Annotated in this window: 10 protein-coding genes; 7 read left to right on the plus strand and 3 right to left on the minus strand. The window is 54.4% G+C overall.

Features of this window, described 5'->3' with window-relative positions:
• Nucleotides 1-2: 2 nt before the first annotated feature.
• Nucleotides 3-311 (minus strand): recombinase-like helix-turn-helix domain-containing protein, encoded by a 309-nt coding sequence (locus AAER43_RS18870; RefSeq protein ID WP_014885173.1) that lies wholly within the window; start codon nucleotides 309-311, stop codon nucleotides 3-5.
• Entirely contained in the window at nucleotides 308-631 is a 324-nt protein-coding gene (locus AAER43_RS18875) for a non-heme iron oxygenase ferredoxin subunit (RefSeq protein WP_003860044.1), read from the minus strand. Before AAER43_RS18875 ends, AAER43_RS18870 begins: the two co-directional genes overlap by 4 nt.
• Nucleotides 632-1,046: 415 nt before the next feature.
• Between AAER43_RS18875 and AAER43_RS18880 the strand changes: the two genes are divergently transcribed.
• Complete coding sequence (locus tag AAER43_RS18880) at nucleotides 1,047-2,258, plus strand: MFS transporter (protein ID WP_047626740.1); 1,212 nt, start codon at nucleotides 1,047-1,049, stop codon at nucleotides 2,256-2,258.
• Between the two features lie 3 nt (nucleotides 2,259-2,261).
• Here AAER43_RS18880 and speB read toward each other — a convergent pair whose 3' ends face one another.
• On the minus strand, nucleotides 2,262-3,182 hold the full coding sequence (speB, locus tag AAER43_RS18885; RefSeq protein ID WP_002434404.1) for an agmatinase: 921 nt from the start codon (nucleotides 3,180-3,182) through the stop codon (nucleotides 2,262-2,264).
• Nucleotides 3,183-3,593: 411 nt separating this feature from the next.
• Here speB and AAER43_RS18890 point away from each other — a divergent pair, with 411 nt between their 5' ends.
• The 6 genes from AAER43_RS18890 to AAER43_RS18915 are packed head-to-tail and all read left to right on the plus strand — an operon-like array spanning nucleotide 3,594 to nucleotide 19,213.
• Nucleotides 3,594-4,160 (plus strand): fimbrial protein, encoded by a 567-nt coding sequence (locus AAER43_RS18890; protein WP_231082186.1) that lies wholly within the window; start codon nucleotides 3,594-3,596, stop codon nucleotides 4,158-4,160.
• 54 nt (nucleotides 4,161-4,214) lie between these two features.
• Nucleotides 4,215-4,952 carry a fimbria/pilus periplasmic chaperone gene (locus AAER43_RS18895; RefSeq protein ID WP_023338772.1) on the plus strand — a complete coding sequence of 246 codons (738 nt, stop codon included), beginning with the start codon at nucleotides 4,215-4,217 and terminating at the stop codon, nucleotides 4,950-4,952.
• A 29-nt stretch (nucleotides 4,953-4,981) separates the two neighbouring features.
• Complete coding sequence (locus tag AAER43_RS18900) at nucleotides 4,982-7,555, plus strand: fimbria/pilus outer membrane usher protein (protein WP_050863108.1); 2,574 nt, start codon at nucleotides 4,982-4,984, stop codon at nucleotides 7,553-7,555.
• Nucleotides 7,552-8,547 (plus strand): fimbrial protein, encoded by a 996-nt coding sequence (locus AAER43_RS18905; RefSeq protein ID WP_050863107.1) that lies wholly within the window; start codon nucleotides 7,552-7,554, stop codon nucleotides 8,545-8,547. The genes AAER43_RS18900 and AAER43_RS18905 overlap by 4 nt, the downstream gene beginning before the upstream one ends.
• Before the next feature lie 17 nt (nucleotides 8,548-8,564).
• Entirely contained in the window at nucleotides 8,565-10,298 is a 1,734-nt protein-coding gene (locus AAER43_RS18910) for a ShlB/FhaC/HecB family hemolysin secretion/activation protein (RefSeq protein WP_050863106.1), read from the plus strand.
• A gap of 14 nt (nucleotides 10,299-10,312) precedes the next feature.
• Nucleotides 10,313-19,213: a hemagglutinin repeat-containing protein gene (locus AAER43_RS18915; RefSeq protein ID WP_342702013.1), complete on the plus strand. Its 8,901-nt coding sequence runs from the start codon at nucleotides 10,313-10,315 to the stop codon at nucleotides 19,211-19,213.
• Nucleotides 19,214-19,247: the final 34 nt, after the last annotated feature.

A 19,247-nucleotide genomic window follows, 5' to 3' on the forward strand; every position in this document is an offset into this window, starting at 1 on the left:
CCTCAGTAGCCGTTAACCTGTAAGAATGCCTGGAAGCTGGCGTCGCTCCAGGGCTCGCCCTGCTGGTCGTGCATGCGCACCGCGTTCAGCCCGTTCACCAGCTCCGGCAAGGTTTCAACGCCCTGCTCGAAGAGATCTTCCAGCGTCGCGATCAGGTTCATCTCCCAGTTTTCCGGCTCGCGGCTGCGGGTTTGCCAGATCAGGTTCTGGTAATCGCCTGGCTTATGAATGGCACCGTTACCGCCTTCTGCAGGCGGAGTAAACTGGCGGCTTTCCGGCAGCGCCGGGTTGTAGTTCAGGGTGTCGCTCATGCCACGGTCTCCTCGACGAAGGTAATCTGGATTTGGTTTTCAAAGACCCGAACCGGATAGCGGTTAAGGTTGCGACCACCGGGGCCATGCAGGCACTGGCCGGTTTTGACGTCGAACACCGCCTCGTGTAGCGGGCATTCCACCTTGCCATCTTCGACGAAGCCCTGGCTCAGCAGGGCATATGCGTGCGGGCATACGTCTTCCAGCGCGTAATATTCACCGTCAATCAAATAAACGCCGATCTCTTTACCGTCGACGTTGCCGCTAAAAGGGAAATCTTCCTGTACTTGTTCTGCGTCACATACGCCTATCCAGCTCATCACGATCCTCCAGGCTTTTGTTTCATATATGAAACTCTGTTTCTTATTTAATACGGTCAATATAAAAGCGATGAATGTTTCGTCAAGCGCGAATGTGACGAATTTGTTAACCAGGAGGTAATTAATTAACTAAGTGTGCAAAGGATCACGAAAAAATGCAGCGATATGAAATTTTCATTATTGCCGCGTGAAAGAATACGATTTTTCGATAGTCTAAAATTTCAAAAAACAGATATTGACTTCTTTTCTTTTTGCTCATTAAAAATAAAAAGGTGGCACGTCATCGTGTTTCACCTGTGAAACTTATTTTTACTTTATTCTTAATAAACAATGAGTTTCATAGGCGAAACATTTTACACCCGTGACAATCACCCTGATAAAAAATATTCACACGCGCAGACATAAGGCAGGCATCATGACGGCAAGATGGCAAGGTACAATTGCACTGTTATTACTCATCATTATTTCCTACATCGACCGTGTGAATATCTCGGTAATGATTTTACACCCGGAATTTGCCGCACATTTTCAGTTAAATGAAAACAGAATGTTACAAGGAATGCTCATGACCTGCTTTCTGCTGGGTTATGGTTTTTCGGCTTTATTATTAACGCCAGTTATTGAAAGCAAACTTCATTATCGGCAGGGATTATTAAGCAGCATTGCGATTTGGGCCGCGGTCTGTGCGATTTCGCCCTTGCTCGGCTCGCTGATGGGGATGCTCATTGCGCGCGTAATTCTGGGGATTGCGGAGGGGCCGCTCTTTTCATTAAAAACGCGCTTTATCAGCGAGCGCTTTGACGCAGAAGAGATCGGCAAACCCAACGCGGTGACCGCGCTGGGCGTCTCGCTCGGGCTGGCGGTAGGCTTTCCACTGATCACCTGGCTGATGGCGCATCTGGGCTGGGCGGGATCGTTCTACGCGTTGGCCGTCATGAATCTTGTGCTGGGTGGCGGGTTAATCTGGCGCTTTCTGCCTGCGCCCCAGAGCCGGGGGAAGATGAAAAAGCCGGGATGGGTGCAGACCTTCACCCTTGCCTGGCAAACGCCGCTGCTGGGCTGGATCCTGTTGGTTGAAATCGCCACGCTGAGCTATCTCTGGGGGAGCAGCGCCTGGCTGCCCGCATGGCTGCGCGATGAACATCACTTCTCACTGCATGCTACGGGCCTGCTTGCAGCCATTCCCTTCCTACTGAGCCTGGGGTCGAAATTTTTGGGCGGCGTGCTGCTCGACAAAATGCGCCCGGAACAGGCACCGGTGCTGTTTGTGGTGGGAGGCGCGTTAACGGCGCTGTCCGTGGTCGCGCTGATGCTCAGCCATCAGCCTGTCTGGTTGGGGATGTTTATGTTGTCCGCCAATGCTTTCTGGGGACTTCAGGGAGCTGCGATCCCTGCGGTGATCCAACATCATGCCGCGCGGGAAGCGGTGGGTAGCGCGTATGGGATCATTAATGGCATAGGGAATATCTGTGCGGCGTTTATTCCGCTGCTGATGGGGGTGGTGATGAAATCGGTCGGGTCGGTCAGCTCTGGCTTTTCGGTCCTGGTCGTGTCGCAGGCGATCACCCTGCTGGCCGGAGGAATGTTGCTGCTGCGCATGCGTCGCGCAGCAGCAATCAGCGCCTAAGGCTTATTCGCCTTTTTTCGCCGCCTGAATGTAGAGCATTTCCAGTGCCAGGGTCGCTGCCGCCAGGGCCGTGATTTCGGACTGATCATAGGCTGGCGCCACTTCCACCACGTCCATCCCGACGATGTTCAGATCCTTCAGGCCACGCACCAGCTTGATGGCGCGGTCGGACGTCAGGCCACCGATCACCGGCGTACCGGTGCCTGGCGCAAAGGCAGGATCCAGGCAGTCGATGTCGAAGGTCAGGTAGACTGGCATATCGCCGACGATCTGCTTCACCTGCGCGATGATGTCATCCACGCCGCGATCGTTCACCTGGCAGGCATCCAGCACGGTGAAGCCGTTGTCTTTGTCGAACTCAGTACGAATACCGATCTGCACGGAGTGGTTCGGATCGATCAGGCCTTCGTTCGGTGCAGTGTAGAACATAGTTCCGTGGTCAAACTCGCAGCCGTTCGCGTAGGTGTCGGTATGCGCATCGAAATGGACCAGCGCCATTTTGCCAAAGTGTTTCGCGTGGGCGCGCAGCAGTGGCAGAGTCACAAAGTGGTCGCCACCGAAGGAGAGCATACGCTTACCGGCAGCCAACAGTTTCTCGGCGTGGGCCTGCAGCTTTTCGCTCATCTCACGCGCGTCGCCGAAGGCATACACGAGGTCACCGCAGTCAACCACGTTCAGGCGCTCGCGCATGTCGAAGTTCCACGGGAAGCGGTTATGCTCCCAGGCCAGGTTGGTGGAAACCTGACGGATCGCCGCCGGGCCATGACGTCCACCGGCACGACCCGAGGTTGCCATATCGAACGGCACACCGGTGATCACCCAGTCAGCATCGCTGTCGTAGGGCTGGAAGTTCATCGGAAGGCGTAAAAAACCAAACGCGTTAGATACCAGAGAGTTGTCGTACTGATGACCTAAAGTGCTCATGTCCTGACCTCTTAAAAGTCGTTGCATTAGATACAGATGAAAAAAAATCCCCTCCGCGTCGTTAAACCCGACGAGGAAGGGATTGATGTCCTTACTGCTTTTGCCTAATGCTAGCCTCTGGAACGTGAAGATTCAAGCTCACTTTTCAAAACATAAATCAATTGTGTTGCCAGACTTTTACGGCCCCTAATTATTCACCATACCGATAAAATTCATTTTTAGAATTGATATTATCTTAACCCCCCCATTTCTTCGCATTATTTGCGTTTAAAAGTTTGAAGCAAAACTTAATTCATAAATTTAATAAATATACCATTTTAAAACTAGGAATATATTTAGGCCTGGCCGATAGCGGTGGAGGAGATGACCTCTATACAATAGCCCCCCCAATGAAATGATATGGATATTTTTATGAATAAGTTATCTAAGCTGGCAATCCTGGCCGTTCTTTCAACCATCGGTACCGCCGCGGCAGCAGAAGATGGCACGATTACTTTTGAAGGTACTATTAGCGACGCAACCTGTACTATTACCGGCGGTGACGCACAGGGCGAATCTGAAAGCCCAGACTTTACCGTTCATTTACCTTCTATTAGTACAACCGCGCTTGCAACGGATGGACAGCGTGCGGGCGATACCCCATTCCACATTACGTTAAGCGGCGCAAACTGCACCAATGGCAAAATTGCCAGCGTATTCTTCGAACTGGCGCAAAGCACCAATATCGATGCCACCACCGGTAACCTGAAAAATACCGTGGCTAAAGCGTCAGGCGGAGCTGAGAAAGTTCAGGTTGGTTTACTGGATTCTTCAAAAGCAAAACTGAACCTGAATACCGCAAACGATAGCGCTAAAACCGTTACGGTTGCCGGTAATACGGCTCGCTTTGATTACTGGGCACAATATGTGGCGACGGGTGGTGCATCTACTGCCGGTCAAGTCTCAACCGACGTTGTGTACTCCATTAAATATCAGTAATCGCGCGCCCCGCGGGTTTATCCGCTAAGAGTATCACCTAAAGGATTAGGCCAGATGTTAAAAAAACTTGTTATATCTTCTGTATTCATGATGACGCTGGCCTTTTCCTTTGCGGCCAGTGCAACGATTCAAATTATGACGACCCGCGTGGCATTCAACGCCGGGGAGAAAGAACAAACGATTCGTATTAATAACGTCAGCAAAGCGCCTGAACTGGTTCAGGTGTGGCTTTCCAGCACCGATAAGAGTGACGGCATCGCCAAAGAAGATTTGCCTTTCTTTATCACCCCACCGGCGGCCAGAATTAACGGCCAAAAGGGGAAAGTTTTCCGCATATTCCAGACGGAAGGCGCCGCCGCGAAATATCCAAAAGATCGTGAAACGGTTCTGTGGCTCAATGTCCTGGATATTCCGCCTGAAATGGCGGACGACGTAGATAAAAATCAGCTAAAGATGGCGTTCAGAACGCTGATTAAATTTTTCTATCGCCCGGTTGGTCTGAAAGGTAATCCGATGAAAGCGGCGGATGAATTAACCTGGCAATTGAAAAAAGCAGCCAACGGTTATGACGTCGTTGGAACAAATAATTCGCCTTTCCATGTAAGCATGACAAATGTCTGGCTCCGAGATGCTCAGGGTAAAGATGTCATGATTGATGGCGAGATGATCGCGCCATATAGCACGCTGGTATATCACTTCCCGCAGGTTAATGCCGTGCAGGGGAAAGGGACATTCCAATACAATTATATTACCGATCTGGGTGCCTATATTAAGCGCACGTATAACTTCTGATTAGTAATCATATTGACCAGGACGGTGATATGTCGATGTTTTACAAGAAAACTAACATTCTGCGGGTGATTAGTGGCTTTGTCATTTCGGTGACCATTGCGCCACTCGCAGTATATGCCAGTGATACCAGTAAGCCGATGACATTTTCTCGTGGGTTTATGAAGTATTACGATAGCGGAATCGATCTGACACAATTTGACGGCGTTGAAAAAATACTGCCGGGGAAATATACGCTTGAGGTTTACAGCAACCTCAAGCCGGTTAATACCTGGACCGTTACCTTTGTGGCTGCAAATAATGAGCAGGGATTCAACGCCTGCATGACGCCCGAAATGGTCGTCCGCTTTGACGTCGACACATCAAAACTTCCCCCCGACTGGAAGCAGAATACCTGCATTATTCTCCCCGAGCTGATTAAAGGCGCGACGGTTAATTATAATGCGGTAGAAGAACAGCTGGATGTCACGATTCCTCAGGCAATGCTGCTTAACACGCCTGCGGGTTACGTAAGCCCGGAGTTATGGGATAACGGCGTGCCGGCGCTGATGTCCTCCTATACCCTCAGCGCCACCAGTTCACGTTATCGCCCCGCTCAGGATAACGCGACCTATCTCTACAGCAATTTGCACAACACCCTCGCACTGGGGGCATGGCGTTTTACGACCTACGACAGTCTGAGCTCCGGCAGCGACACGGAAAATACCGGCGTACAGCATATCCAGGCCTATGCAGAGCGGGCCATTGCGCCGCTGCAATCGCAGATAGTGCTGGGCGATCTGAACACCACCGGTGATTTTTTTGACACTACCGCCCTGCGTGGCGTTCGTCTCGCCACGGACGATCGCATGCTTCCCGACTCGGTACGCAACTATGCCCCGGTGGTGCGCGGCATCGCCAACAGCAACGCCACGGTGACCATCAAGCAGGCTGGCAACACCCTGTATGAAAAGGTGGTGCCACCTGGGGAGTTCGCCATCAGCGATCTCTATGCGACCGGCTATAACGGCGATCTTGAGGTCACCGTTAAAGAGACAAACGGCAAAGAGTCCTACTTCGTGGTCCCCTACTCCAGCGTGCCGCAGCTGCTGCGCGAAGGTTACTCCCGCTACTCTGTGGCTGCGGGTGAAATCCGCGATACCTGGCTGAAAGAGGATCCGAAAGCGGTTGAGGGCACGTTTCAGTACGGCTTATTCAATAACTTTACCGGCTACGTTGGTGGACAGAGCGCGTTCGAAGGTGATTATGCGGCGCTGATGACCGGTTTTGCGATTAACACCCGTCTGGGCGCATTAGGCGTAGACGTGACGCGCTCTTTCACCCGCTTCGAGGGGCAGCCGGACACCGCAGGCTGCGGCACCTTCTGCAATATGAGCCTGCGCATTAGCCTGGCGAAGCCCCTCCCGACAACCGGGACGAACTTCAGCCTGATTGGCTATCGCTATTCCAGCGCGAATTTCTACTCCCTGAGCGACGCGGTCAGCCTGAAGCGCTCGATTGAAGCCGATGAAGAAGACTTTCTCCCGGAACGCTATCGCGAGCGCCTGGAAGCCAACATCAACCAGACGCTTCCCGCCGGTTGGGGAAGCTTCTACGTCAGCGGGTTTGTGGGCAACGTCTGGAATAACGAGCAGGGCCGAAATGAAAAGTCGAACTTCGTGCTGGGCTACAACAACCAGTTTGGCATCACGACCTGGGGGATCTCCCTTGGACGCACCAATAACGACGATGGCGACCACGAAGATACGCTCTACCTGAACGTGAGCATGCCGCTTGGCCACCACTACGAGAAGCAGGCTCGCCTGGGGGCCAACTTTAGCTATAACAGCGAAGAAGCCAACTTCCGTACCTCGCTGAACGGCTCCGCCGGGGAACGCTCACAGTTTGGCTTTGGCGGCTATTTCAGCCAGTCCAACACGCCGGAAACAAACTTCGGCATGAACCTCTCCTACACGGGCGAGAGCGCCTCGGGCGGGATGACCTACAGCCAGTCCCGGGACTCCTTTATGGGAGGGGTCAACCTGAACGGCGGCGTGGTGGTGCATGAAGGCGGCATCAACTTTGTGCCAACCCTCGCAGACACCATTGGCATCGTGGAAGCAAAAGGCGCAGAAGGCTCTCGCATCTACCCGGATTCCCAGGCCGTCATCAAAGACAACGGCTACGGCATTGTCGGGTATCTGGTGCCTTACAAGTACAACGAGGTGTACGCCGACCCGAAAGGCACCGCGTATACCGTCGAGGTCGACGACACCCGCCGAACCATCGTGCCAACCTCCGGCGCGGCAGTGCTGATCAAAATGGACACCCAGGCCAATCGCCAGAGCTTTGTGCGCTTTATGCAGCCTTCCGGCGAAGTGATCCCATTTGGTGCGTCGGTACTGGACGAATCGCACAACGCGATCGGCATGGTCGGTCAAAACGGCGTGGCGATGGTGGCGCTTAAGGAAGGCCAAAACGTCTTTACCCTCCAGTGGAAGAAAAATAAAAAGCCCGCGCAGTGCGGTGCGCGTTATGTGAAGCAAGGCACTGAGGACCGACCAACCGAGGAAGAAGCGTTTAAGGCTATTGAAATTACCTGCATCAATAACGGGGCAACACCATGAAACGGATTTTTACGGCTGCGCTGATTCTTTTATCCACGGCGTTTATCTCTTTAACGTGCAACAACGCCTATGCGGCGTTGTGCACCCTCACGTCCCCGTTGGCGACGCTGAATATCATGGACGACATCACGCTTAACGTCATAAAGCAGCGTGAAGTCGGCAAGGTTTTATGGAGCAAAACCTATCAGGTGCCGGACGTCAGCTACACCTGCGACGCGTCCACCCAATCTTCATGGCATTCAAGCTATTCGCGAAGCTATATCCGGTCGCAGATTGATCATGTCTATAACACCGAAATCCCGGGGATAGGCATTCGCATGCGATGGCCCATGCAGACCGAATCTTCATGGTTGCCGGGTAACTCGGGTTCGCCGACCACGTGCTCCACCGGTTGTGGAGTGAAAAACAGTACGGTTCTGGTGGAAATGGTCCAGACCGGCTCGATGCCTGAAGGGGAATACTTTATTCCAGCGGGTAAGGTGGCGGAGGCACTGGTGATCCCGTCCGCCGATGAAAGCGAAAAACTGCCGATTATGGCCATCAACTTTGGTGTTGCCATTAAGGTGGTTACCGCCTCGTGCTCCATTTACCCCTCGGCAACAAACGTCGATTTAGGCACCTATAACATCGCCGATTTTCAAAACGACGATACTTTTCAAGGTGTTAAAAAAGACTTCAGCATCACCGTGGGCTGCCCTTCTACGGAACAAATTGGCATCACCTTCAACTCCTTAATTAACACCCCTTTAGGCGCGTTGACCGGTGTGATCGGCGTTGAAAGCGGCGATGGCTATGCAAGCAATTTTAGTATTCGCCTTTTTGAGAAGAACTCAACCGCGATCACGCTGGGTAAGGAGAAGGTCTATACCGCCTCCACGCTCACCAAAAACTATCAGGCACATATCTATGTTGGCGGCGGGGTCGATCGTAAGACGGCCCTCACCCCCGGCAAAGTTGTCGGCGCCGTTCAATACACCGTTGTCATTAAATAACGCTCAGGGAGAGAGTGATGCGTTGTCATTTCAAAATCAAAAACATCCTGTTTTTACTGCCTTTATTACAGGTGGCCCATGCCGCCATACTGCCCTCAGTTCAGAACAAGCAGGAACTTGACCGCCTGGAGCGGCAGAGTAACCAGTATCTGATTGAAGAGGCGAAAAGAACGGAAGCGTTGCTGCAACAGCAGCGCGCAATTCGCGGCGAAGACGCGGAGACCGGCCTGCCGGCAAATTCATCGTGGAAGTTCAACGTAACCCGGATCGAGATCCTCGACGATCATCTGTTCGACGGATCGCCGCAGCGCGAGGAGATCGTCCAGCGCTATCTGGGTAAGGATCTGGGTAAATCTGACATTTTCACCTTAGTGAAAGAGTTAACGGATTTTTATATTTCCCGTGGCTATGCCACCACTCTTATCAGTATCGACCCCGGCAACATCAAGAGCGGTACGCTTAAGCTTCGCGTGCTGTGGGGAAAGATTAACGATTTTAAGGTGAACGGCCAGACACCAGGCCTGCGTGATAGCACGCGTCTTTTTACCGCCTACCCGTTTGCCAAAGACAAGATCCTCAATATGCAGGATGTCGACCAGATGGTTGAGAACCTGATGCGGGTCTCGGAGAGGGATAATATTAGCGTTGAACCCTCAATCATTAATGGCTATTCCGATCTTAACCTGATTCATCAGCCCTCATTTCCGATTGACGCGGCGGCGGGGTTAAATAACTCCGGGAGCAAATCAGAAGGCTGGCAGCAATATTACGGCAGCCTGACGGCAAAAAATATTGCCGGATTAAACGACATTTTTAATGCGTATTACTTCTGGAACGATCTGAAAAATAATAATGATAAACAGGACTCCTGGTCATTTAGCTACAGCGTGCCGCTGGGCTATTGGGGGTTTGATACCAGCTATTACAAATCCGAATACGAAAAAGGCATCGACGGCGGCTTCGGCATTTACGATTCCGATGGCACGTCGGAGCGTGCATCCCTGCGTATCAGCCGCATGCTGATGCGTGGCGCGACGGGCAAAACCAGCGCCTGGATGAAAGTCGAACGCCGGGATAACTACAACGGCATCGAAAACGCGCGCATTGACGTTAGCTCAAAAACCTACACCTCGCTGGCGTCGGGCCTGACCTACGTTGGCGCCATGGGCGGTGGCTGGTTCTATGGCGATCTGAGCGTCACCGCGGCGGTGCCGTGGTTTGGTTCAGCCCGCGACGGCGATAAAGACCTTGAGGGTTTCGACGTCGATTATCTGAAATACAACGGCATTGCCTCCTGGACGCGCCCGCTCGCTAAGTTTGGCCGACTCGGCATGACCTACGAGCTGAACAGCGGTTTTCAGTACACGCCGGATGTGCTGGTGAGTGATGCCAAAGTGACTATCGGGGATGAATACACCGTTCGTGGTTTCAAAGACGATAACGTGATGAGCGACAGCGGCGCGTGGATTGCCAATAGCCTGCAATTTCCTTTCGATATTGGACTGGCCGGTATTTACCAGCTGACGCCCTATATTGGCTACGACGTTGGCTTCACAAAAGATAATTGCCCGAAAGGCGTCAATGTCTGCGACAGCCAATTCATGATGGGCGCATCAGTGGGCGTTAAAGCCACTGGCAGCCATTTCTCTTCCTACGTTATGGCAGGGTGGCCCGTTAAAAAACCAGACTCAATGGAAGAAGAAACCGTCGATAACACGGTGGTTTATTACAAAACGGAAATTAACTTCTAACAAAGGGAAGAATAATGAAAAACAAAAACACACGCAGCGGAAAAATAACCACGCGCAATTTGCATAAGCGGCTCTGCCCATTATATCTGTCTTTGGCCGGCATTTTCTCGGCCCCCGTCGATGCGGCAACCACGCCTGATAATCGTCAGTCGAAAGGCCCTACCATGGGCCAGGCGGCCAACGGCACGCCCGTGGTGAATATTGCCGATCCTAATGCGAAAGGCATCTCCATGAATAAATTCAACGAATTTAACGTTGAAAAACAGGGGATGATCTTTAACAACAGCATGCAGGACGGCGTAACGAAAATTGGCGGCTATGCGGTAAAAAATGCCCAACTGCAGCACGAAGCCAGCGCCATTATCAGCGAAGTAACGGGTGCGAAAGCGTCCTACATTAACGGCACGATGGAAGTTTTCGGTAAAAAGGCCGACATCATCATTGCCAACGAAAACGGCATTAGCGTGAACGGCGCAACCACCATCAATGCCAACAGCCTGACCCTCAGCACCGGTAAAGTGCAGGCAAATAACGACGGTTCCTATAAGCTGGCGGTCGAAAAAGGGGCGGTATCCGTCACCGGTCAGGGCATTAATACCGACGGGCTGGGCTACTTTGACATCGTTAGCCGCAGCGCGCAGCTGGAAGGCGAAATTGCCGGTAAAGCAGACATCAAAGTGCTGGCGGGCCAGAACGACTACGACCTTGCGACCCGTAGCCACACCGTACGTAACAAAGGCGACGGACGGGGTCCGGCCGTGGCTATCGACGGTAGCGCGCTTGGCTCCATGTACGGCGGAAAGATCCAGCTGATCAGCACCGAATCCGGGGCGGGCGTCCGTCATGCCGGCGGCATTATCGCCAGCAGCGATCTCGAGATCAGCGCGGATGGCGACATTACGCTCGCCAGCCTGTCGAGCGAGAAAAATATGTCGCTCTCCGGCAAGAATATCACCCTGAACAAATCCACTTCCGGCGTTCAGGCAAAAAACGACATTATCATGAACGCCCTGGCGGGCATCACGCTGAATAACGACGTGATCGCATCAACCGGCAAAATCCGCATTGATGCCAGCTCGCTGGTGCAAAATGCCGCCTCGCTGGTAACCAACAACACCACCACCACCGTTCCGGCGATTCAGATTAACGTCGCGGGCCAGTATACCCTGAACGGCAAACTGCAGGCGCTGGATGCCAACGGTAAGATCATTGCAAACGGCGTCGTGACGCTGAAAAACGGCGATTTCGTCGTGAAGGTCAACGGCGTTGAAGTGCCGTTTGCCTCGCTGATCTCGGATACCCAGGTGATCAGCCACAGCGGTGACGTACAGATTACCGCAGGCAGCATGAATAACGGCGGCGGCAGCGTCCTGGCGAAAAAAGGCACCCTGCAGTTCACCCTGAAAGAGGCCTTTGTGAACAGCGGCTCCGTCAGCGCCACGGGGGACCTGACGATTGCGTCCGGTTCACTGAAGAACGACGGCGTGCTGTACGCATCCAATAACCAGACGCTCCGCGTCGGCAACCTGGACAACAACGGCCGCATCTTCGCGGAAAAACGGCTGGTGATGAACGCCAGCGCGCTGAACAACCGTGGAAACATCGGTGCGACCACTGACGCACTGCAGGTCACCACGACCGGCAATTTGACCAACAGCGGCACCCTCGTGGGTGATGCGGCAGCCGTCAGCCTGAACGTCGGCGGCGACGTCGACAACAGCGGTAACATCATCAGCAACGAAAAAGATGTCTCCCTCACTGCCAGCGGTAAATCCATCAAGAACCAGGGCAAAATCGAGGGGAAAAACGTTACCCTGACCGCGTCCAACGCCGACGCGACGCTTGAAAACAGCGGTACGCTGAACGCCAGACAAAAAGCGCAGGTGAAAGCGGCGAAGCTGAATAACAACGGCGGCACCCTGAGCGCAGCGGGCGATGTTGCGCTGAACGTCAGTAAGCAATTAAATAACACCCACGGCGGCGAGATCCTGGCGGGAGAAAACCTTACGCTGGACGGCGCGCAGACGACTGCACTGACCAACGACAATAGCCGGTTCCAGGGGAAAAACGTCCCCCTGAGCAACATGTCCACTCTCACCAACACGGGCGACGCCGTTCTGCTCGCGAGTGGAGCGATGGATCTGTCCGGCACGACAACGCTGACCAACACGGCCTCCGGTATTCAGGCAACATCCATCCTGCTGGACCACATCGGTACGCTGAATAACACCCGCGATGCCACCCTCTACAGCAGCGGCAATCTCACCCTGTCCAACATCGGTACCCTCACCAACGATGCGTCTCAGCTGGTTGCAGACGGTGCGCTGGCGATGCTGGACATCACAAACGTATCCAACACTAACAGCGCCGCGATGGTCGGAAGCGGCAGCATAGCAATCAGTAATGTGGATACGCTCAACAACAGCAACAGCGCGGTGATCCAGTCTGAGCATACCCTCAGCATCAACAACGTGGGTACGCTGAACAACAGCGCTGACGCGGCGCTCCTCGCCTCGGGCAACATGACCCTGGACGGTGTGAATACGCTGAACAATGCCTCGGTGATCCTCAGCGACGGCAGCATCACGGTGCAGAACGGCGACACGCTGCACAATAACGGCGTCGTGCAGGCGGGCACCGATCTGATTATCCGCAATATCCGCAGCCTGATGAACGACGGGAGCGACCATGTGCTCATGGCCCTGCGGAACCTGACGATCGAGGATGTGGATTCCCTGACCAACTCCAGCCAGGCGGTGATCACGGCCAGCATGAACACGGTGCTGAACGCCGTTGGCGTTCTGACTAACCTCTCCGGCGGGGTGATTCAGGCCGTTGATGGGGCGTTAACCGTCGCGGCAAATTCACTCCTCAACAGCGGCAGTGAAAATGGTTCGAATTCGACCCTGGTGGCGGGCGGCGATGTGACCGTGACCTCAGAGAATGTGACCAACGAGAGTGGTGCGGCCATTGTCTCGACGGATAACAACCTGACGCTGAACGTGAAGAACACCCTTAACAACAGCGATGAAGCCGTGCTCGCAGGGGCAAAAACGACCTCGCTGAATGTTCAGACAGGCAACATCAAAAACACCACTGAAGCAGTCATTGCGGGCACAAATATTGCTGTTGCGACCAAAAACCTGCAAAACGATGCCAACGCCTCCATCACCGCCGACCGGGATCTGCAGCTGACTCTCGCCAGCCTGAACAACACGGCCGGTATTCTTGAGGCCGGACGCGATCTCACGCTTAGCGTCGACAACAGCCTGACCCTCGACGCCAATAACCAGAATATCTACGCCGGACGCGCGATGGCGATCGCCACGCACGGCGACTTTACCAATAGCACCCAGATGGAAGCGATTGGCGATTTGACCGTGAATGCAGACGGTAATTTCACCAACGCCGTCTCTATCGTGACCGGAGGCGATCTCAACGTCACCGCGGGCAATATCACCAACAATGCCGGTAGCCTGCTGTGGGCGATGGGCGATATGAGTCTGGAAGCCCGTAACGGTACTTTCTTCAACGGCGTGTCGGGTAACGTGCTCAGCATGGGCGATATGTCGATTATCGCGAAGGAGATCCATAACCAGGCCGGGATCATTCGCGCTGAGAAGGACGTGAATTTAGACGCTGAATCCATCAGAAACGAAAGTAGCTATACCGGCGACGAAATCTCCATGACGGGTTATCAGAACGCCAGTGCGGTATATAGCACCGTTGAGCATCTCGCGACTAAATCTAACACCATGATTAACTTCTCAATGCCGGTTGTGACCTCGGGATTGAGACTGGATCATCAGGCCGAGATCAGCGCGGGCGGCAACATTAATATCAACCAGCGCAATATCTACGACAGAAAACAGCTTACAAACAAAGGTGGTCTGATTCAGGCGGCGAAAGATATTACGGTTACCGGTGATATCTACAACTCACCGGAATACGGTGAAATGTCCATTTATGATTATCTGCAGCTGCCGTTAGAGATGCAGGGCGGGCTCACCTATCAGTGGCATTTAGGTGCCTATCATACGTCAACGTGGAACTTTGATACCCTTTACCAGTTCCTCGACTTCGAGTTTGGCAATGGCGCAGCGGCCGGTAAGACAGGCAGTGATGACCCTGAAAAAGCGCTCTGGTACAACGCCGTCGTGATGACCGGCAACGAGTCCACGCTTTTCAACAAAATGATGTCCGACATCTTCGGTGAAACCTGGCAAACCACCGACTACGGTACAATGTGCGGTATCTGGGCGAGCGTAACAGCCTCCAATAATGAGGCATTAAAAAACAATAAAACCTACTTCGTTCCTTCTGAAAAAGGCGAGATCACCGCGGGCGGTAACTTTACGCATAACGGCGGCACGCTGGATAACGGTATTGCGGACGCTGGGGTGATTAACAGCCACAGCGACGTAAGCGATATCGACGTGGGTGAATACACCGTGGATACGGTCATTGCCGGTTACGATGTCCAGGTAAATACCAAGAAAATTGACGAGCTGGCGATGGGCATTAGCCCGATGCCAACCATCAAGGATATGGTCTCCATTCCGGGCATGTTTGAAGTCTCAACCGACTTTAAGAAAACCGCCGAAGCGGAAAAAAATGGCACGGCGTATCCGGGGCCAGCCAACAATATCGTTCCGATCTTTGAAACGCGTCCGTCTATGATCGATCAGAGCGCTTACACAGGATCGGATTACTTCTTCGATCAGGTGGGCTATGACCCGCAGAAGCCGGTTAACGTTATTGGTGATAACTACTTCACCTCAGAATTGATCCGCCGTGAGATCAACAGCTCGGTGGGCAGTTTCTTTTCGATCCGTGATGGTCTGGAAGGCGACGCGCTGGTGCAGGCCCTGATGGACAATGCAGGCGTGGCCGCACAGGACAGCGAGCTGGGGCTGGTTGTCGGTCAATCCCTGACCGAGGAGCAGCGCAACGGACTGGACGCCGATATCGTCTGGTTCGTCAATCAGACGGTGAACGGCGTGGACGTGATGGTCCCGGTCGTGTACCTGTGCCCTGAAACGCTTCGTCAGATGGAGAGCGGAGACGTTAACGGCGGCACCGCGACCGTTCATGCCGGTGGCGATATGAACGTCGACGCGAACAGCATCAATAACGCCAACGGTACAATCTCCTCCAAAGGCGACATGACGCTGGTCTCTGATGGGGATATCAACAACGTTAGCAACGGCATGAGCGCGGGTATCTCTGCGGGCGGCGACATCAATATGTCCAGCACCAGCGGCAATATCAATAACAACGGCGCGGCGATTAACGCTGAGGGCGACGTGAACATGTCCGCAGCTCAGGGTGACATCACCATGACGGCCAGCGTAGGGCGCGATGAGAGCGGCAAGCAGGTGATCCACGCCTTTGAGGACGGCGTTACCGCAGGCGGCAGCATTAACATGGAGGCTAAATCTATCACCTCCAACGCGTCGGATATTACGGCGGGTCAGGATGTAAGCATGAAGGCCACCGACGGCGACGTCACCTTCAATGACCTGCATGAAATTGACGCCACGCGTATCATTGATAACGACGTCAGAAGCGCGCTCAACTACACGATGTCTGATACCTCAACCACCACGGGCAAAGCCATTGGTGCGAATGTTTCCGCTGGCGGCAACATGAGTATCGAGGCCAAAAACGACGTGGTGATGGAAGGGGGGACCTACAACGCCCAGACCGGCAGCATCACCGCTGAAAATGACGTGACGATCAAAACGTCCCAGGACGTTGCTCACGAAGAACAGCACAGCTCGTCACGCGAGTTTGTCATCAGCGCGGGCGTCAGCGGCGGCGGCCAGTCGGTTAACACCAGCTACGGCACCATGGACGGCGGCAGCACCGAAACGACCTCCGGCGACTATGTCAGCGCAGGATCAGAATCCGACACCTCTGCAATCGGCAAGAAGCCTGGCCGTGCGCCGGTCAATGATACGGCTGGCTTCACGTTTGGCATGAGCACCTCCAGTGACTCGTCCGTCACCGACAGCAAAAAGAACACCAATGCCGCAATCAACTTTGGCCAGTCCGGGACGATTGAAGCCGGTAAGACCGCTGACATCGGCGGGGCGGATCTCAGCGCGGGCGACGCCCTGACCATCAACGCCGAGGACGTCGCGACCACGAAATATGAAGATGAGATGAAAAACACCTCATCCCATAAAGCGACGTCGTTTGGTATCACGGGTGAAGCCCACAGCACCCTTGTAGATACCTTTGATAAAGCCGGTAACCTGATTGAAAAAGGCACCGAAGGCCAGACTGCCAACGCCGGAACAACGGCTGCGGAAGTGCTGGGCGAGGCCTCTAACCTGCTGCTTAACGATCTGGCTGGCGGTTCCGTTACCATTGGCGGCAGTTCGTCTAAATCGCACTCAACCTCCACCTCCACGGCGGAAAACATTAACCACATCAGCGCCAATAACGTTTCGATCAACACCAAAAAAGACACCACGTTGAACGGAACAGACATTAGCGGCCAGAACGTTGAAATTAACGCAGGCGGTGATGTGAACATGAATGCGGCGAAATCCACATCCAGCTACAGCAACACCACCGAGGAGCACTCGGCGGGCATCTCGGCTGGCGTGGGCGTGGATCTCTCCGGCGTGAGCGGCGGCGCGTCCGTCGACTACAGCGGCAGCAAAGAGACAGGAACAGGCAACAGCACCAGCTACACCAACAGCACCATTACGGCAGGCGACGTCAAAATTAAGTCCGGCGGCGACATGACCATGAGCGGTGCCAACATTGATGCCAATACCGCGGACGTGGATGTTGCAGGGGATATGACCGTGAACTCCCTTCAGGATACGGTTCACACGGACAACGAGCGTGCCAACTGGGGTGCATCCGTCGGTGTAGCCGTGTCGACGAAAGGCGTGATGCCTACCGGGGCCGTTAACGGCGGCGGCGGCTCAGAGGCTTATGACTCGGCAACCACCGCGAAGCAGTCCGGCATTCACACCACGGGGGACGTGCAGGTGAAAACCGGCGGCGACCTCAACATGGCGGGGGCCAATATCGTCTCTGATAATGGCACCGGTAACGTCAACGTTGCAGGCAATATCAACGCCAAAGACCTGCAAGATACCGTTGAGCAGGACGGCCTGTACGGCGGTGGCGGCGTAGGTATCGGTGGTTTGCCGGGTAAAAAAGGCGGCATTCCATCGGCTAACATCTACGTGGATACGGTCGATGAGATCCACCGTAACGAAACGCAGAAATCCACCATTTCCGTGGGTGACACCACCAGCAAAGGTACGACTGGCGAGATCAACACCAACAAGGATGAGATGTCCGTTGTCACCCGTGACGAAAAAGAAGCGGGCAACAATATCTCCTATACGCTTGCGGATCCTGGCATCGGTAAGAAGAAAAAAGGCAGTTACGACGTCGATACGCCGAGCGACCACCGCAATGGCGGCGGCTCGTCGAAGCATTCAGGCGATGGCACGAAGAAGAAAGAGGATATGCCAGCGAAACCTGCGCACAGCGAAGCGGTGCCTGCCGTTACGCCGTCGAAAGCGGACAATCTTAAGCCTGCGCCAAAACCGGCTGACAGCACGACGAAGACGGATACCACCCCGTCTGGAACCGCGCACAGCGAAGCGGTGCCTGCCGTTAAGCCGTCGAAAGCGGACGATCTGAAGCCTGCGCCGAAACCGGCTGACAGCACGACGAAGACGGATACCACCCCGTCTGAAACCGCGCACAGCGAAGCGGTGCCTGCCGTTACGCCGTCGAAAGCGGATGACCTGAAGCCTGCACCGAAACCGGCTGACAGCACGACGAAGACGGATACCACCCCGTCTGAAACCGCGCACAGCGAAGCGGTGCCTGCCGTTACGCCGTCGAAAGCGGATGACCTGAAGCCTGCACCGAAACCGGCTGACAGCACGACGAAGACGGATACCACCCCGTCTGAAACCGCGCACAGCGAAGCGGTGCCTGCCGTTACGCCGTCGAAAGCGGACGATCTGAAGCCTGCGCCGAAACCGGCTGACAGCACAACGCCGAAGAAAAAATGGGACGTTCCAAATACGAATTACCCAACGCTTTCTCCGGGTTCTGCAACCGGTAAAACCGGCAAAGATATGCCGAAAACGCCTGAGCACAAGCAGTGGAACGGCGACATGACCAACGGCGTGGCGCCGTCGAGCAACCCGAAAGGTACCGACGTGAAGCTCTCGCCAGGTTCTTCCACCGGTCAGACCGGCATGGACATGCCGAAAACGCCTGAGCACAAGCAGTGGAACGGCGACATGACCAACGGCGTGGCGCCGTCGAGCAACCCGAAAGGCACCGACGTGAAGCTCTCGCCAGGTTCCTCCACCGGTCAGACCGGCATGGACATGCCGAAAACGCCTGAGCACAAGCAGTGGAACGGCGACATGACCAACGGCGTGGCGCCGTCGAGCAACCCGAAAGGCACTGACGTCAAGCTCTCGCCGGGTTCGTCCACCGGTCAGACCGGCATGGACATGCCGAAAACGCCTGAGCACAAGCAGTGGAACGGCGATATGACCAACGGCGTGGCGCCGTCGAGCAATCCGAAAGGCACTGACGTCAAGCTCTCGCCGGGTTCGTCCACCGGTCAGACCGGCATGGACATGCCGAAAACGCCTGAGCACAAGCAGTGGAACGGCGATATGACCAACGGCGTGGCGCCGTCGAGCAATCCGAAAGGCACTGACGTGAAGCTCTCGCCGGGTTCCTCCACCGGCCAGACCGGCATGGACATGCCGAAAACGCCTGAGCACAAGCAGTGGAACGGCGATATGAGCGCAACAGCCCAGCCGAAGCAGTGGCTGCCGCTAATGGCGGAAACGCCAATTAATATCTATGCGAAGGTGACCATTACGTTCCAGGACGAACAGCTGAGTTAACCGCCCTCTCCCCGTCGTTCACCGGCGGGGTTTT

Origin of the sequence: Enterobacter sp. FUJ80071 (assembly GCF_038739915.1) — a bacterium.
GTDB classification, from domain to species: Bacteria; Pseudomonadota; Gammaproteobacteria; order Enterobacterales; family Enterobacteriaceae; genus Enterobacter; species Enterobacter kobei.

Excerpts from the sequence above, each read along its gene's own strand:
- AAER43_RS18870 (WP_014885173.1), bottom strand. The coding sequence starts at position 311 with ATGAGCGACACCCTGAACTACAACCCGGCGCTGCCGGAAAGCCGCCAG.
- AAER43_RS18875 (WP_003860044.1), bottom strand. The coding sequence starts at position 631 with ATGAGCTGGATAGGCGTATGTGACGCAGAACAAGTACAGGAAGATTTC.
- AAER43_RS18880 (WP_047626740.1), top strand. The coding sequence starts at position 1,047 with ATGACGGCAAGATGGCAAGGTACAATTGCACTGTTATTACTCATCATT.
- speB (WP_002434404.1), bottom strand. The coding sequence starts at position 3,182 with ATGAGCACTTTAGGTCATCAGTACGACAACTCTCTGGTATCTAACGCG.
- AAER43_RS18890 (WP_231082186.1), top strand. The coding sequence starts at position 3,594 with ATGAATAAGTTATCTAAGCTGGCAATCCTGGCCGTTCTTTCAACCATC.
- AAER43_RS18895 (WP_023338772.1), top strand. The coding sequence starts at position 4,215 with ATGTTAAAAAAACTTGTTATATCTTCTGTATTCATGATGACGCTGGCC.
- AAER43_RS18900 (WP_050863108.1), top strand. The coding sequence starts at position 4,982 with ATGTCGATGTTTTACAAGAAAACTAACATTCTGCGGGTGATTAGTGGC.
- AAER43_RS18905 (WP_050863107.1), top strand. The coding sequence starts at position 7,552 with ATGAAACGGATTTTTACGGCTGCGCTGATTCTTTTATCCACGGCGTTT.
- AAER43_RS18910 (WP_050863106.1), top strand. The coding sequence starts at position 8,565 with ATGCGTTGTCATTTCAAAATCAAAAACATCCTGTTTTTACTGCCTTTA.
- AAER43_RS18915 (WP_342702013.1), top strand. The coding sequence starts at position 10,313 with ATGAAAAACAAAAACACACGCAGCGGAAAAATAACCACGCGCAATTTG.